17 protein-coding genes are annotated in these 15,110 nt (G+C 67.6%); 11 read left to right on the forward strand and 6 right to left on the reverse strand.

The features are described from left to right. Nucleotides 1-50: 50 nt before the first annotated feature. Nucleotides 51-884, forward strand: coding sequence for a phenylalanine 4-monooxygenase (phhA, locus tag EV674_RS12460; RefSeq protein WP_119013640.1), 834 nt, complete (start codon nucleotides 51-53; stop codon nucleotides 882-884). A 96-nt stretch (nucleotides 885-980) separates the two neighbouring features. Here the strand turns inward: phhA and EV674_RS12465 are convergent, their stop codons facing one another. Beyond that, complete coding sequence (locus tag EV674_RS12465) at nucleotides 981-1,886, reverse strand: esterase/lipase family protein (RefSeq protein WP_119013680.1); 906 nt, start codon at nucleotides 1,884-1,886, stop codon at nucleotides 981-983. Nucleotides 1,887-2,162: 276 nt separating this feature from the next. On the opposite strand from EV674_RS12465, the gene EV674_RS12470 reads away from it, so the two are divergent. Next, the gene (locus EV674_RS12470) at nucleotides 2,163-3,092 is read left to right on the forward strand and encodes an MBL fold metallo-hydrolase (RefSeq protein WP_119013639.1); all 930 of its coding nucleotides are present in this window, start codon (nucleotides 2,163-2,165) and stop codon (nucleotides 3,090-3,092) included. A gap of 121 nt (nucleotides 3,093-3,213) precedes the next feature. Then, the gene (locus tag EV674_RS12475; protein WP_119013638.1) at nucleotides 3,214-4,608 is read left to right on the forward strand and encodes a phenylacetate--CoA ligase family protein; all 1,395 of its coding nucleotides are present in this window, start codon (nucleotides 3,214-3,216) and stop codon (nucleotides 4,606-4,608) included. A gap of 31 nt (nucleotides 4,609-4,639) precedes the next feature. On the opposite strand, the gene EV674_RS12480 is transcribed toward EV674_RS12475, so the two are convergent. Then, nucleotides 4,640-6,676: a lytic transglycosylase domain-containing protein gene (locus EV674_RS12480; protein WP_119013637.1), complete on the reverse strand. Its 2,037-nt coding sequence runs from the start codon at nucleotides 6,674-6,676 to the stop codon at nucleotides 4,640-4,642. Between the two features lie 14 nt (nucleotides 6,677-6,690). Between EV674_RS12480 and EV674_RS12485 the strand changes: the two genes are divergently transcribed. The 3 genes from EV674_RS12485 (at nucleotide 6,691) to EV674_RS12495 (ending at nucleotide 8,356) form a co-directional block, all read left to right on the forward strand. Beyond that, nucleotides 6,691-7,263, forward strand: a complete 573-nt coding sequence (locus tag EV674_RS12485) for a 5-formyltetrahydrofolate cyclo-ligase (protein ID WP_119013636.1) — start codon at nucleotides 6,691-6,693, stop codon at nucleotides 7,261-7,263. An 83-nt stretch (nucleotides 7,264-7,346) separates the two neighbouring features. Further along, nucleotides 7,347-8,039, forward strand: a complete 693-nt coding sequence (locus EV674_RS12490; RefSeq protein WP_119013635.1) for a glutathione S-transferase family protein — start codon at nucleotides 7,347-7,349, stop codon at nucleotides 8,037-8,039. Between the two features lie 8 nt (nucleotides 8,040-8,047). Beyond that, on the forward strand, nucleotides 8,048-8,356 hold the full coding sequence (locus tag EV674_RS12495; RefSeq protein WP_119013634.1) for an NIPSNAP family protein: 309 nt from the start codon (nucleotides 8,048-8,050) through the stop codon (nucleotides 8,354-8,356). An 89-nt stretch (nucleotides 8,357-8,445) separates the two neighbouring features. Here the strand turns inward: EV674_RS12495 and EV674_RS12500 are convergent, their stop codons facing one another. Beyond that, entirely contained in the window at nucleotides 8,446-8,901 is a 456-nt protein-coding gene (locus EV674_RS12500) for a hypothetical protein (protein ID WP_119013679.1), read from the reverse strand. Nucleotides 8,902-8,935: 34 nt separating this feature from the next. Between EV674_RS12500 and EV674_RS12505 the strand changes: the two genes are divergently transcribed. After that, complete coding sequence (locus EV674_RS12505; RefSeq protein ID WP_119013633.1) at nucleotides 8,936-10,213, forward strand: multifunctional CCA addition/repair protein; 1,278 nt, start codon at nucleotides 8,936-8,938, stop codon at nucleotides 10,211-10,213. Here the strand turns inward: EV674_RS12505 and trxC are convergent, their stop codons facing one another. From trxC to EV674_RS12520, 3 genes are all read right to left on the reverse strand, one after another. Next, nucleotides 10,214-10,648 carry a thioredoxin TrxC gene (gene trxC, locus EV674_RS12510; protein ID WP_119013632.1) on the reverse strand — a complete coding sequence of 145 codons (435 nt, stop codon included), beginning with the start codon at nucleotides 10,646-10,648 and terminating at the stop codon, nucleotides 10,214-10,216. Between the two features lie 197 nt (nucleotides 10,649-10,845). Next, on the reverse strand, nucleotides 10,846-11,040 hold the full coding sequence (locus EV674_RS12515; protein ID WP_119013631.1) for a DUF2905 domain-containing protein: 195 nt from the start codon (nucleotides 11,038-11,040) through the stop codon (nucleotides 10,846-10,848). A 25-nt stretch (nucleotides 11,041-11,065) separates the two neighbouring features. Beyond that, nucleotides 11,066-12,202: a class I SAM-dependent methyltransferase gene (locus EV674_RS12520; RefSeq protein WP_119013630.1), complete on the reverse strand. Its 1,137-nt coding sequence runs from the start codon at nucleotides 12,200-12,202 to the stop codon at nucleotides 11,066-11,068. A gap of 9 nt (nucleotides 12,203-12,211) precedes the next feature. Between EV674_RS12520 and EV674_RS12525 the strand changes: the two genes are divergently transcribed. From EV674_RS12525 to EV674_RS12540, 4 genes are all read left to right on the forward strand, one after another. Next, nucleotides 12,212-13,003, forward strand: a complete 792-nt coding sequence (locus tag EV674_RS12525) for an SDR family oxidoreductase (protein WP_119013629.1) — start codon at nucleotides 12,212-12,214, stop codon at nucleotides 13,001-13,003. Nucleotides 13,004-13,105: 102 nt separating this feature from the next. After that, entirely contained in the window at nucleotides 13,106-13,477 is a 372-nt protein-coding gene (locus tag EV674_RS12530) for a dihydroneopterin aldolase (protein ID WP_119013628.1), read from the forward strand. 8 nt (nucleotides 13,478-13,485) lie between these two features. Continuing rightward, complete coding sequence (ttcA, locus tag EV674_RS12535; protein WP_165887099.1) at nucleotides 13,486-14,454, forward strand: tRNA 2-thiocytidine(32) synthetase TtcA; 969 nt, start codon at nucleotides 13,486-13,488, stop codon at nucleotides 14,452-14,454. A gap of 51 nt (nucleotides 14,455-14,505) precedes the next feature. Beyond that, complete coding sequence (locus EV674_RS12540; protein ID WP_119013627.1) at nucleotides 14,506-15,099, forward strand: DUF4136 domain-containing protein; 594 nt, start codon at nucleotides 14,506-14,508, stop codon at nucleotides 15,097-15,099. Nucleotides 15,100-15,110 lie beyond the last annotated feature (11 nt).

Genomic DNA, 15,110 nt, shown 5'->3' on the forward strand with positions numbered 1-15,110 from the left:
ACCGCAGGCTGTTGCGCTGCGGTGGCTTCGCAGAAAAAAAGGAGACTCCCATGGCCGTCGAACCCGTCGTCTATGGCGCCAGCGAACGCCCACCGCGTGGCGACTACGCCCGCGCTGGTGCCGACTACACCTGTGCGCAAGACTTTGCCCGCTACACCAGCGCCGACCACGACACCTACCGGCGCCTGTACGAGCGCCAGTCGGCCCTGCTGCCCGGGCTGGCCAGCGATGCGTTCATCGCCGCCCTGCCCTCGCTGGGCGCCCAAGACCGCATCCCGCGCTTTGAAGAAATCAACGAGCGCCTGTACCGCGCCACGCGCTGGGAGATCGTGGCCGTGCCGGGGCTGATTCCCGAGGTGCCGTTCTTCACGCTGCTGGCCAACCGCAAATTTCCGGTGACCGACTGGATTCGCACGCCCGAAGAGTTCGATTACATCGTCGAGCCCGACATTTTTCACGACCTGTTTGGCCATGTGCCGCTGCTGTTCAACCCGGTGTTTGCCGACTATGTGCAGCGCTACGGCCAAGGCGGCCTGAAGGCGCAGGGCCTGGGCGCCTGCGAGCTGCTGTCGCGCCTGTACTGGTACACCATCGAGTTCGGCCTGATCCGCCAAAGCGACGGCTTGCGCGCCTACGGTGCGGGCATCCTCAGCTCGGCGGGGGAGCTGGCGTACTCGGTGCAAAGCCCCGCGCCCCAGCGCCTGCCGCTGCAACTGGAGCGCACCATGCGCACGCGCTACAAGATCGACACCTACCAGCAGACCTACTTCGTCATCGACAGCTTTGAGCAGCTTTTTGACATGACCGCTGCCGACTTTGCCCCGGTGTACGAGCGCGTGCGGGCGCTGCCCGAGTACGCCGCCGACCAGCGCGACAGCGCCTGAAAACTTCAAGTGTTTTGTGCCTCCAGCGCCCGGCTGGTGTGCGCTGACAGCTATTCAAACAGTAGCAAAGAGCCCTGCCGCGCCCTGGGCAGCGGCTCAGTCCAGCGCTTGCAGGCAGGCCTGCATGACCTGGGGGTGGCTGGCCATCTGCATGTGGCCCACGCCGCCGATCAAGCGGTGGTGCGCACCGGGCAGCGCCGCCGTGCTGGCCGGAAAAACAATGTTGTCGCAGTTGGAATACCAGCAGGTGAACAACGCCGCGCGCTGGGGCGGCTCCTGGCGCTGCAACTGCGCCAGCCAATCGCTGTGCAGGCGCATCTGCTGGCCGTTGGGCGCCCGGCTGTAGCGCCCCCACCAGGTGCCCGCGTGCGGTGTGCCCAGGGTGATGGCGCCGTGGATGCGGGCGTCGGCCTGGGCATCGGTCTGCGCCGCTGCCCGCAGCCAGGCGCGCACGGCCAGCCCGCCCATGCTGTGGCCAATCAGCACCGGCGGCTGCCCGGTGGCCTCGGTGACGCGGCGCACGGCCGCTTCGATCTGCGCCACGTAGCCGTCGATGGGGCCAAACACCGGCTCCAGGTTCACCGCCACAAAAGCGTGGCCACCGGCGCGCAACGGCGCCATCCAGGGCAACCACACGCCCCGGTTGCACAAAAACCCATGTACCAGCACCACGCCGCGCCGGCCCGTGGGCGTGGCGGGCAGCCAGTCGGGGCAGCTGGCACTGCGAAACGGCTGGCGCCAGCAAAACACCACCAGCATGGCCCCGGCCTCGGCCCACCAGGCGCGCAGCAGTGCGGGCCAGCGCGCGCGGGGGGCGGCATCCTCGCGGTTGATGCGGTGCATGCAGACAAACTGCGTGCCAATCACCAGCGCATGGCACAACCCGGCCCACGCCAGCCCCGCCAGCGCCCACGCAGGCGACTGCGGCCACACCCGCCAACACCACCAGGCCAGGCCCGCGATGAGCGACAACGTCCAGAACTGCTGCAAGCGGGCGATCATGGTGGTGGCCATCCTTCAAAAACTGCATTGTGCAACCGGGGTGCCAGCACCCGGCCCCGGCACACCGGCGGGCACACGGCACACGGCACACGGCACACGGCACACGGCACACGGCACACCATACTGGGGCAAGCCCGCTGGCGCGCGTGTGCCCACTGCTTGAACAATAGGGGGCCTGCGCCCGGGTGCAGGCGATGGCCGCAGAGCCACCCACCGGCGGACTGTTTCGCCAAGTGGCCTGCACGCCCGCCCGAATCACTCCTTATTTGATAGCTAATGGCGCACACCACACGGGGCCTACCGCCCGAAATCACTGTATTGGAACGCGGCTGGCTGTCGGCCAACCACATCGTATTTCGCGGCAAACACTCGGGCACCGCCGTGGTCGATACCGGCTACTGCGCCCATGCCGCGCAAACCGTGGCGCTGCTGGCCAGCGCGCTGGAGGGGCGCGCACTGGAGCGCATCCTCAACACCCACCTGCACAGCGACCACTGCGGTGGCAATGCCGCGCTGCAAGCGCACTGGCCCGGAGCACACACCAGCATCCCGCCCGGCCAAGCCGCGCACGTACACCACTGGGACGCCTACGCCCTGAGCTACACCCCCACCGGCCAGGAGTGCCCGCCGTTCCGCGCCGATGCGCTGTTGCAGCCGGGCAGCGAGGTGGTGCTGGGCGATGCGCCCTGGCAAATCCACGCCGCGCCGGGGCACGATACGCACGCCATCGTGCTGTTCGAGCCACACGCGCGCGTCCTGATCTCGGGCGATGCGCTGTGGGAGAACGGCTTTGGCGTGGTCTTTCCCGAACTGGAGGGCGAAGCGGCCTTTGCCGAAGTGGCCGCCACGCTCGACCTGATCGAGCGTCTGGCGCCGCGCACCGTCATTCCGGGCCACGGCGCCGTGTTTACCGACACGCCCCGGGCGCTGGAAGTCGCGCGCCGCAGGCTCGACGGCTTTGCGCGCGCGCCGGCCAAACACGCGCTGTACGCGGCCAAGGTGCTGCTGAAATACAAGCTGCTGGAGTGGCAACAGATCTCGCTGACCGACCTGAGCGCCTGGGCCAGCGCCACGCCCTACTTCGGCCTGCTGCACCAGCGCTATTTTGGCGATCAGGCCCTCACCGCCTGGCTGCACAGCCTGGCCGACGACCTGGTGCGCTCGGGCGCCGCCACACGCCAGGGCGAGCTGCTGCACAACGCATAGACCCGCACGCGGCAGGCGCCCGGGCCGGGGCTTCTATGATGGATGCCACCCTTAGCCACCAAGGAGCGCCGATGTCCACGCTGATCTCCACCGCCCAAGGCGCCCGTGCGCCCCGCCCGGCATGAATACCGTGTTCGACCCGCTGCGCCTGTCCACCGTGTCGCTGGACGTAGCCGTGGCCCAGCGTGGCACCCCGCAAGACATAGCGCAGCGCCAGCGCACCCGGCTGGCCCTGCTGATGGAAGCGACCCTGCGCGGCTCCCGCCTGTACCAGCGGCTGTGGCCAGCGGGCACCACAGCCCACACCCCACTACAGCAGCTGCCCGTGGTCACGCGCGCGCGACTGATGGCGGATTTTTCCGGCTGGGTGACCGACCCCCGCCTGAAGCTCGATGCGTTGCAGGCTTTCACCGCCGACCCTGCGCGCATCGGCCAGTCCTGGCTGGGGCGCTACCTGGTGTGGGAAAGCTCGGGCACCAGCGGCCAGCCCGGCATTTTTGTGCAAGACGCCCAGACCATGGCCGTGTACGACGCCCTGGAGGCCCTGCGCCGCAGCCCGCCGCCCAAGCCCCCTGCGCCCTGGTGGAACCCGCTGGGCATGACCGAGCGCACCGCCTTCATCGGCGCCCTGGACGGGCACTTTGCCAGCTACGTCTCGGTGCTGCGGCTGTGCGCCATCAACCCCTGGCTGGCGTGCAGCACGCGCAGCTTTTCGATCATGGAGCCGTTATCGACGTTGGTGCAGGCGCTCAATGCGTTTGGCCCCACCGTCATCGCCACCTACCCCACGGCAGCAACCCTGCTGGCCGACGAGGCCCTGCGCGGCACCCTGCACATCGCCCCGCGCGAAATCTGGACAGGGGGCGAGTGCCTGGGCAGCGCCGCCCGCGCGCACATTGCCCGCCACCTGAAAGGCGCCGTGCGCAACAGCTACGGCGCCTCGGAGTTTCTGGCCATGGGCTGGGAATGCGCGCACGGCCAGATGCACCTGAACGCCGATTGGGTGATTCTGGAGCCCGTGGACGAGCACCACCGCCCCGTGCCCGCAGGCCAGCCCTCGCACAGTGTGCTGCTGACCAACCTGGCCAACACCGTGCAGCCGCTGATCCGCTACGAGCTGGGCGACCACGTCACGCTGCACGCCGAGCGCTGCACCTGCGGCTCGCCCCTGCCCGTGATCGAGGTACAGGGCCGCCACGACGAACCCCTGGTGCTGGCGGGCAGCAACGGCGAGAGCGTGACGCTGCTGCCCCTGGCGCTATCGACCGTGATGGAAGATTGCGCCGGGGTGTTTGACTTTTACCTGTGCCAAATCGATGACCGCACGCTGGAGCTGCACCTGCCACTGGAGGGCGCAGCCGGAGAACGCGCCCTGGTGCGCAGCCGCGCCGCGCTGCAAGCGTTTGCCACGGCCATGGGCGCTGCCCCCATCGAGGTGTGCGTTCTGCTGGGCCAGAGCGTGCCGCGCGGGCGCAGCGGCAAGGCCTGCCGCATCGTGGCGGCACCGCAGGGCTGAGGGCGCGCCCCCCAGGCGCACCGCAGGCTGCTCAGGGCAGGTCTTTGTTCGACTCGGGGGCAGCCGCTTCGCGCGGGCCGACCATGCCCAGGCGGCTTCTCAAAGACTGGGGCTGGCCCGTGAGGATGGCGGCGTAGTTGGTGGTGTTGGCCAGCACCTTTTTGACGTAATCGCGCGTCTCGGTGAAGGGCACGTTTTCGGCCCAGATGGCAGCGTCCAGCACCGGGCCATTGCGCCAGTTGCGCGGGCGGCCTGGGCCAGCGTTGTAGGCAGCGGCAGCCATGGGCATGGAGCCGGCAAAGTCGTCCAGCGCCAGCTTGAGGTAGGCCGTGCCGATGGTGATGTTGGTGTCGCGGTCGTTGATCTGCTCGGGGGTGAAGCCGTTCAGGCCGATTTTCTTGGCCGTCCAGCGCGCCGTGGCGGGCATCACCTGCATCAACCCCGAAGCGCCCACGCCCGAGCGCGCATCCATGATGAAGCGGCTCTCCTGGCGGATCAGGCCGTACACATAGGCCGGGTCCAGCCCGATGCCCTGGCTGCGCGCCACCACGGCGCTCTGGAACGGCATGGGGTAGCGCTGGCCAAAGTCCATCACGGCGCGGGTGCGCTCGCTGGTGTTGATGCAGCGGTCCCAGACTTCGCGCTGGCAGGCCAGGTCGGCAGCGGCCAGCAGCTCGCGGTCGGCCATGCCACCGGGCGCGTGCAGGTTGGTGGCGTAGTTCCACTCGCGCGTGCCTTCGCTGCGCAGGCCAGCGGCAATGGCGTACAGCGCCCGGTTCAGCGACGGGTTGGCGCGGGCAGCGGCTTTTTCTTGCGCCGTCAGCGGCGCGGGCGCGGGCGGCACGGTGATGCGCTGGCCCAGGTCTTCCAGGGCCAGCTGCTCGTAAAAACCGCGCGGGCTGGCAATGCCTTCCAGCAGGCTGCGGGCACGGGTGCGGTCGGCCTCGCTGGGCTGGCCCGCCAGCAGGGCGCGCGCCTCCCAGTAGGCCCAGGTGCTGTCCTGGCGCGTGGGCTCGCTCATGGCCTCGATGGCGCGGCGCACGGTACGCCACTGCCCGGCGCGCAGGGCGCTGCGCACCTTCCAGCCCAGCAGGTCGTCGTTCAAGTCCTGGTCTTTGCCGACTTTGTTGAAATACCCCTGCGCGGAAGGCGACAGGCGCAGCGCTGCCTGCTTGCCGATCACGCCCCAGACCCAGTGGCGCTCTTCTGCACTCAGATGCACGCCCCATTTGTTCTCCAGCAGCTCGGCGGCGACATCGGGGTCACTGGCGGCCTGGCGGATCAGGGCCAGCACCACCAGCTCCTGGCGCTGGCGCGTGGGGGCTGTGGCGCGGGCGCGCAGGAACTGGGCGGGCTTGTCGTGCAGCTCGGCCACCTGGTTGAGCACCTCGGGCGCCACGATGGCCACGGCATTGCGCACCGCGCGGGGGCGGTTGGCCTCGGCGCTCAGGCGCGCCTCGCGCCACACGTCCAGCGCCGACAACTGGCGCGCGGCAAAAAATTCGCCCGCAGCGTGGGTGCAGCCGTCGTCGGCATCGCGCAGGCCGTTCCAGTGGCGCAGCACCTCTTGCGCCGCACCCTCGGGCGAGGTGCCGCGCACCAGGTCGATGGCCAGCGCGTAGCAGCGCACTTCGCGGTCGTCGGACATGCGGTACTGCGGATGCTGCTCGGCAAAGCGGACCCAGTCGCGGCGCTGGCCCAGCAGCAGCAGCCAGTCGTTGCGCAGCCGGTCTTCCTGGTAGGTGCCCGCAAAGCGCTGCAAAAAGCCGGTGATTTCAGCGGGCTGCGCCTCTTCCAGGCGCACACGCAGTTCCCAATAAGCGGCCCAGGGCTCCAGCACATGGCCGCGCGCCAGGGGCAGCAGCTGCGTGAGCTTGCGGCTGTCTTTCTTGCGAAACGCCTGCTGCATTTCTTTGATGACATCGTCGCCTTGGGCAGGCGGCTGCGTGCTGGCGTTGGCGCCCGCAGGCAAGGCGGTGGCGACCTGGGTTTGTGCAGCGGCGGGCAGCGCCGCGCAGGCCAGCAGCGCGCTGGCGGCCAGGGGTGTCAGAATCTTGGGCAATTGCATGGGGGAATTATGTGATGGACAAAGCAGCCCTGCGCCGCACTCTGGTTGAACAACGCCTCAATCTGCCTGACCGCCTGGAACGCGCTGACCTGCTACAGCGGGTGATGCGCATCTGGCTCATCCACCGGCCCGATGCCGTGATTGGCGCCTACTGGCCCATCAAGGGGGAGTTCGATCCGCTGCCCGCCCTGCACCGCTGGAAGGAAGACGGCGAACTGCTGGACGAACCCCAGCGCCGCCGCATCGGCCTGCCGGTGGTGAACAAACAGCACAAAACGCTCACCTTCCACGCCTGGTACCCGGGCTGCGAGATGGAAGCAGATGCCTACGGCATCCCCAAGCCCAAAGACACCGAGCTGATCGTGCCCACGCTCTTGTTTGTGCCCTGCGTGGGCTATGGGCCGGGCGGCTACCGGCTGGGCTACGGCGGCGGTTTTTACGACCGTACCCTGGCCACGTTGCAGCCACGCCCCTTCACCGTGGGGCTGGGCTACACGCACGGCTACCTCGACGAGTTCGAACCCGAGCCGCACGACCTGCCGCTGGACGCCATCCTCAACGACAACGGCGTGGTCTGGCCCATTTGAGCCACCAACCTGGCCGTGGTGCCCGCCCATGCCGCTAGCATGGTGGGCTCACTTTTTTTGCGTCCCATCGACAGGTGCCCACCATGCTCCAACTGTATATCGGCAATAAAAACTACTCGTCCTGGTCCATGCGCCCCTGGGTGCTGCTGCGCCAGGCCGGGATCGCCTTCAACGAAGTGTTCGTACGCTTTGACAGCTTTGATGCCAGCTCCGAGTTCAAACGCGCACTGGGCCCCGTCAGCCCCACCGGCAAGGTGCCCGTGCTGGTGGACGGCGACCTGATCGTCTGGGATACGCTGGCCATTGCCGAGTACGTGGCAGAAACCTGGGCCGACAAGCAACTCTGGCCCGCAGCCCCCCAGACCCGCGCGCGCGCCCGCAGCGTCTGCGCGGAAATGCACAGCGGCTTCACCGCCCTGCGCAGCCACTGCCCCATGAACATCGAGGCCGATTTGGCCCACGCCGGCGCGTTGATCTGGCGCGACCAGCCTGGCGTGCGCGCCGATGTGCAGCGGCTGGTGCAGATGTGGAGCGCCCTGCTGCAAGAGCACGGCGGCCCGATGTTGTTTGGCGAGTTCTCCATCGCCGACGCCTACTTTGCCCCCGTGTGCATGCGCCTGCACAGCTACGCCCTGCCCCTGCCAGCCCACATCGCCGCCTACGTGCAGCGCGTGCGCGAGTTGCCCGGCGTGAAAGCCTGGATCGATGAGGCCCTGGCCGAGCAGGACTTTCTGGACTTTGAAGAACCCTACCGCCTGCAACCCACACAAGGCTGAACCGCACCATGGCCGTCACCATCTCCCTGCGCTACGTGCTCAACCCCCGCAAGCTCCAAGAATTTGAGCACTACGGAAAACTGTGGATTGCGCTGGTCGAAAAATTCGGCGGCCAGCACCACGGCTACTTCATGCCCAGCGAGGGCGCCAACAACATCGCCCTCGCCCTGTTCACTTTTGACAGCCTCGCGGCCTACGAGGTGTACCGCCAGCAGTCGATGCAGGACGCAGCCTGCCAAGCCGCGTTCCGCTATGCCGAAGAGACCGACTGCATCGTCAGCTACGAACGCAGCTTTTTCAGGCCGGTGTTTTCTTGAAAAGCCCCTGGCCCCACATCAGGCCAGGGGCCAGAAACGATCACCGTACCGCAAAACGGCCGCAGGCTTGCGCAAGCCACATGCGCGGACTACCTGAACTGCTTGCGCAGATACGGCTTGTGCCGGGCAATGTGCGCCAGTTGCACCGGGGCAATGGTGCCGCCCAGGTCTTCGTCTTCGGTGTTGAGCACGCGGTTGGCGTTGGCCAGGGCGCGCGCCACCACCTCGGCTTCGCTCACGCCCAGCTGCGCGGCCAAATCCATGGCCACCTGGCGCATGGCGCGCTGCGACAGCATCCACATGGCGCCAAACGCATCCCAGGCGCTGGCCGCTTCCAGGGCTTTGCTGCGGTCGGCCAGGATGTCGGTCAAAGGCTTGGCCAGCACCTCCTCCAGCGCCGCCACCTTGGCTTGCAGGGCATCGAACTGGGCCTCGCGCGCCAGGGCCTGGGCGGCGGCGTTGGCAGCGGCGTCGGGCGCAGGCGGAATCGGCACGCTGCCATCGGGGTTTAACTGGGCAATGGTGAGGGAGCGGGACAAGGACATGCGAAGGATTTTGCCAGCGCCTACACTGCCGCCCATGAAAATCTACATGGTTGGCGGCGCGGTGCGCGACCGCCTGTTGGGCCGCCCGGTCAATGACCACGACTGGGTGGTGGTGGGCGCCACGCCCGAAGACATGGTGGCGCGCGGCTACCTGCCCGTGGGGCGCGACTTTCCGGTGTTTTTGCACCCGCACACGCGCGAGGAATACGCCCTGGCCCGCACCGAGCGCAAAAGCGGGCGCGGCTACCGGGGCTTTGTCATCCAGACCTCGCCCGACGTGACGCTGGAAGAAGACCTGGCGCGGCGCGACCTCACTATCAATGCGATAGCTGTCAGCGCAGACCCAGCGGGCTTTGAGGGCCATTTTGACCCTTATGGCGGCGCGCGCGATCTGCACAACAAAGTGCTGCGCCACGTCACCGATGCCTTTCGCGAAGACCCGGTGCGCATCCTGCGCGTGGCGCGTTTTGCCGCGCGCTTTACCGACTTCACCGTGGCGCCGGAAACCATGCAGCTCATGCGCGAGATGGTGCAGCACGGCGAGGCCGACCACCTGGTGGCCGAGCGCGTCTGGCAGGAACTCTCACGCGGGCTGATGGAGGCGCAGCCCTCGCGCATGTTCGAGGTGCTGCGCGAATGCGGCGCGCTGGCCGTGGTGCTGCCCGAGGTAAACCGCCTGTGGGGCGTGCCCCAGCGCGCCGAGTACCACCCCGAAATCGACACCGGCATCCACCTGATGATGGTGCTGGACATGGCCGCGCGGCTAGAGGCGCCGCTGGCCGTGCGCTTTGCCTGCCTCACGCACGACCTGGGCAAGGGCACCACGCCGCCTGATGTGCTGCCACGCCACATCGGCCACGAGCAACGCAGCGCCAGACTGCTCAAGGCACTGGCCGGGCGCCTGCGCGTGCCCACCGACTGCCGCGAGCTGGCCGACGTGGTAGCCCGCGAGCACGGCAACATCCACCGCAGCAGCGACCTCCAAGCCGCCGCCCTGGTGCGCCTGCTGGAGCGCTGCGACGCCATCCGCAAACCCGCGCGCTTTGATGAGGTTTTGCTGGCCTGCGAATGCGACGCGCGCGGGCGCCTGCACTTCGAGGAATCCGCCTACCCGCAGCGCCCACGGCTGAATGCTGCACTGGCGGCGGTGCAGTCGGTTGCTACCAGTGTGATAGCTGATCGCGCAGCAGCGGCGGGCGTTACAGGCCAAAAAGTGGGTGAATGGATACACGCGGCCCGGGTGCAGGCCGTAGCGGCCCGGGTGCAGGCCGTAGCGGCCTGGCCGGGCCTGGCGGCCGCAGACAACGCCTGATTACAGCGCTGCGCGCACCCAGCGCACGATGTCAGCCGCCCCCAGTGCGCCCGAGATGCGCGCCACCTCGCTGCCGCCCTTGAACAGCACCATCGTCGGAATGCTGCGGATGTGGTGGGGCGCCGCCACCTGCGGGTGCGCCTCGGTATCGAGCTTGGCCAGGCGCACCTGCGGCTCCAGTTGCTGTGCGGCCTGGGCAAACGCCGGGGCCATCTGGCGGCACGGCCCGCACCAGGGCGCCCAAAAATCGACCAGCACCGGGATATGGCTGCGCCCGGTGTGCTTGGCAAACGTGGCCGCATCCAGCGCCAGCGGCTCGCCGGTGAACAGCGGGCGGTGGCAACTGCCGCAGTCGGGGCTGCTGTGCAACTGCGCGGCCTGCACGCGGTTGGTGGTGTGGCAGTGCGGACAGACGATGTGCAAGGCTTCGGTCATGGGGTGCTTTCACAAAAGGCAATGCCCAGACATCGGGCCATGCAGGCCCGAATTCAAGCCGCAGCCCCCCCACCCAGCCACCTGCCACCTGCCACCTGCCACCTGCCACCTGCCACCGCACAAAAGCTACAAAAAAGAGAGCTGCCAGCGCATATCCAGCAAGGCGGAGAGGCCGGTTTGCTTATAGTTCCAGAGCACTACCACCACTTGACCGCCAAACTCAGCACCAGGCTCAACAGCACGGTGCTGGCCAGCGGAATAAACCAATCGCGGCCAAACAGGCGAAAGTGAAAATCCCCCGGCAGCCGCCCCAGCCCCAGTTTGCGCAGCCAGGGCGCCAGGCCGTTGATCAGCACCAGCGCCAGAAAAATCACGATCAGCCAGCGGATCATGGCGCGCCTCGGACGGCTTGGCCGCTCATAAGCGGTGGGTACGGTCGCCGTGGGTAAAGCCCACCGCATCCCAGGGCTGGCCCTTGCACAGCGCCAGCACCTTGAACAGCTCGCCCATCTCGTGCTCCATGATCAATTTGGCCGCCAGCGCCCGGCCAGCCAGCGGTTCTAGCTCCATTTTTGCTAGCAAACCGCAGTTGATCAAAAAGTGCGCCTGCGTGGTGTAGCCCAGCACGCTCCACGCCTGGTCGGGGGGCAGGGGCTGGTCTTGGGCGGCCAGCGCCATAGCGGTGAAGTTGACGTGGGCGGTGATGTCTTTCAGGCCCACATCCAGCAGCGGGTTGTCGTCGGCCTGGTGCGCGCGGTGGCACATCACCGTGCCCATGTGGCGCTGGGGGTGGTAGTACTCGCCCTCGCCAAAGCCGTAGTCGATGAAGAAGGCCGCGCCGCGCACCAGCCGGTCGCCCAGGGTGTGGATGAAGGCTTCGGCCTGCGGGTGGATTTCGGTCAGGTAGTCGTGTGGGCCGTCGATCTCTATCGGCGGACGCAGCTCGGTGGGGCGGTCTTGCCAGGCAAATTGGCCTTGCACGTCCAGCACCACACCGCGCTCGTGCCAGACGCCGCCTTGTGCGCCACCGTGGCGCGCGATCAGCTGCACGGGCATGGCGTCCAGCACCTCGTTGCCGACGATGACGCCCTCCATCTGCGCGGGCAGCGCGTCCAGCCAGCGCACTTTGTGCGCGTGCGCCGCCAGCAGCGCCTGCTGGCGCGCGCGCAGGCTGCCCGACAGATCGACGATGGTGTAGCGCTGCACCTGGTCGCCCAGCGCATCGAGCAATTGCAGCGCCAGCGCGCCCGAACCCGCACCAAACTCCCAGACCTCGTGCGTGCCGGTGTGCGCCAGGGCATCGGCCACCTGCGCGGCCAGCGTCTGGCCAAACAGCGGCGTGAGTTCGGGCGCGGTCACAAAGTCGCTGCCCGACTGGGGCATGGCGCCAAACTTGGGCAGCGCGCCGGCGTAGTAGCCCATGCCCGGCGCGTACAGGGCCAGCTGCATGAAGCGGTCAAAGCCGATCCAGCCGCCAGATGATGCAATGGCCTGCGCGATGTGGGCGTGCAGGGCGCTCGTTAAACTTGTTGGTTCTGTTGTCACGGCCCGCATTGTCCCCGAATGTCCTCCCCCTCCTGCCCCCGCCCCCGCACCGTGTTGGTCACGGGCGCCGCCCGGCGCCTGGGCCGCCAGATTGCCCTGACGCTGGCAGCAGGCGGCTGGCAGGTGGCCGTGCACTACCGCGCATCCACCCAGGACGCTATTGAAACCGTAGCTGCTTGCGCAAGACTGGCGGGCGCCAGCGCCCATTTTGAAGCAGATTTTTCTGACGAAGCTGCCGTGCGTGCGCTGCTGCCGCGCGTGGTGGGGCACTTTGGTGCTGTGGACGCCGTGGTCAACAGCGCCTCGCTGTTCGAGCACGACGACGCGGCCAGCTTCGGCTTTGCCACGCTGGAACAGCACCTGCGCAGCAACACCGGCGCGCCCATCGTGCTGGCGCAGGCGCTGCACGCGCACCTGCAGGCCCGCGCCGCTGCGGGCGAGGCAGATGCGCAAGGCGCCGTGGTCAACCTGCTCGACCAGAAGCTGTGGAACCAGAACCCCGATTTTTTGAGCTACACGCTCTCCAAAGCCGCGCTGGAGGCCGCTGGCACCATGCTGGCCATGGCGCTGGCGCCGCGCGTGCGCGTGGTGGGCGTGGCGCCGGGCCTGACCCTGACCAGCCACCTGCTGAGCGACGAAAAATTCCAGCAACTGCACCGCCTGAGTCCGCTGGGGCGCTCGTCCACCCCCGAAGACGTGGCCAGCGCCGTGCAGTTTGCGCTGGCCAACCGCGCCCTGACGGGCACCACGCTGCTGGTCGATGGCGGCCAGCACCTGATGAAGTTTGAGCGCGATTTTTCGCTGATGTGAGCGTGCCGTGGCGCGCTGCGGTGATCGCCGGTGGCAGCGCTGGCGCTTTTTTGGATACGACCCAGGCCAACGCCTGCCCCTTTTTTGCTTTTGGTTTTTGATATGACCCACGTTGCAGGCACCCAGATCCTCACGCTCACCGGTTTGCGCTTTGACGCCAACCTGGGCATCCTCGCGCACGAAAAAAGCGCGCCCCAGCCCATCCAGGTCGATGCCGAGCTGAGCCTGGGCGTGCAGCCCCTGGCGCCGCGCGACGACGACATCGCGCACGTGCTGGACTACCGCAAAGTGCGCCAGATCATCATCGACGAGTGCACCGCCGAGCACGTCAACCTGCTGGAGAGCCTGATCGGCAAACTGGCCCAGCGGCTGATGCAACTGCCCGGCGTGCGCGGCGTGCGCGTGAAAATCGCCAAACTGGAAATTTTTGACGACTGCGAAGTCGCCATCCGCATGGAAACCGGACAGTGGTAAACACCCCCATGAACGCAACAACCGACACCCGCACCGCCACCGCCTGGACGGGCGAAGACACCGCCCCGGCCACGGCCGCCGCACCGCGCGCCCCAGCCGACTTCAAAATCGAGCGCGAAACCCACAAGCTGGAAAAGCGCCTGTGCCGCGAAACCGGCAAAGCCATCGTGCAATACAACATGATCGAAGAGGGCGACAAGGTCATGGTGTGCATGTCGGGCGGCAAGGACAGCTACACGCTGCTGGACATCCTGCTCAAGCTCAAGGCCCGCGCGCCCATCCACTTTGACCTGGTGGCGGTCAACCTCGACCAGAAGCAGCCGGGCTTTCCCGAGCATGTGCTGCCCGACTATTTGAAAAGCACCGGCGTGCCGTTCCACATCGAGAACGAGGACACCTACAGCATCGTCAAGCGCCTGATCCCCGAGGGCAAGACCACCTGCAGCCTGTGCAGTCGCCTGCGCCGGGGCATTTTGTACCGCGTGGCCGACGAGCTGGGCGCGACAAAAATAGCCCTCGGCCACCACCGCGACGACATTGTGCAAACCCTGCTGCTGAACATGTTTTTTGGCGGCAAGCTCAAAAGCATGCCACCCAAATTGGTCAGCGACGATGGCCGCCATGTGGTCATCCGGCCCCTGGCGTTTGTGGCCGAAAAAGACACCACCCGCTGGGCCGCACACCGCAACTTTCCCATCATTCCGTGCAACCTGTGCGGCAGCCAGGAAAACTTGCAGCGCAAACAGGTCGGCGAGATGCTGCGCGACTGGGAAAAGCGCTTTCCGGGCCGGGTAGAAAACATGTTTAACGCGTTGCAAAACGTAGTTCCCAGCCACTTGCTGGATGGGGCGCTGTACGATTTTCAGGGGGCGCGCGCCACCGGCGTGGCCGACGAGAACGGCGACAAGGCGTTCGACACAGAAGAGTTCCCCGCCGCGCCCACACTGGCGGGCATGCAGGTGGTGCAGATCGGCTGACCTGCGCCGCCGGGCCCGCCGCAGCGGCTTTTTGTGCAAAGGACACTGGCCATGCAACGATGGATCACCCTGCCCTGCCTGGCGGCTGCGCTGGCCCTGAGCGGCTGCGCCAGCACCCGCCTGGTGGACAGCGATGTGCAGGCGTTCGCCCACTGGGACGCCCCGCACACCACACCCGACACCTACCGTTTTGAGCGCCTGCCCTCGCAGCAAGCGCAGGGCGACGCACAGGCCACCATCGAGGCCCAGGCCGCGCAGGCCCTGGCCAAAGTGGGACTGCACCCTGCCGCCGATGGCACAGCGCCGTCATACCGCGTGCAGGTGCATGCACGCACCGAGCGCCAGCGCACACCCGGCGGCTACGACCCGTGGTGGGGCTGGGGCGGCTGGGGTTGGGGCAGTGGCCATGGCTTTTACGGCGGCCTGTCCATGCGCCTGGCGCCACCGCCCACCTACCGCAGCGAAGTCAGCCTGGTGCTGCGCCAGGCCAGCAGCGGTGCGGTGGTGTATGAAACCCACGCCGTCCACGAGGGCGTGTGGAGCGACGACCAGGCCGTGCTGGGCGCCCTGTTCGAGGCGGCCCTGGACGGCTTTCCGCGCCCGCCCGCCGGTTTGCGCCGCATCCACCGGGAAATTCCGCGCTGACCCGTGCCCGC

The sequence above is a fragment of the Simplicispira metamorpha genome (assembly GCF_004341365.1).
GTDB lineage: Bacteria > Pseudomonadota > Gammaproteobacteria > Burkholderiales > Burkholderiaceae_C > Simplicispira > Simplicispira metamorpha.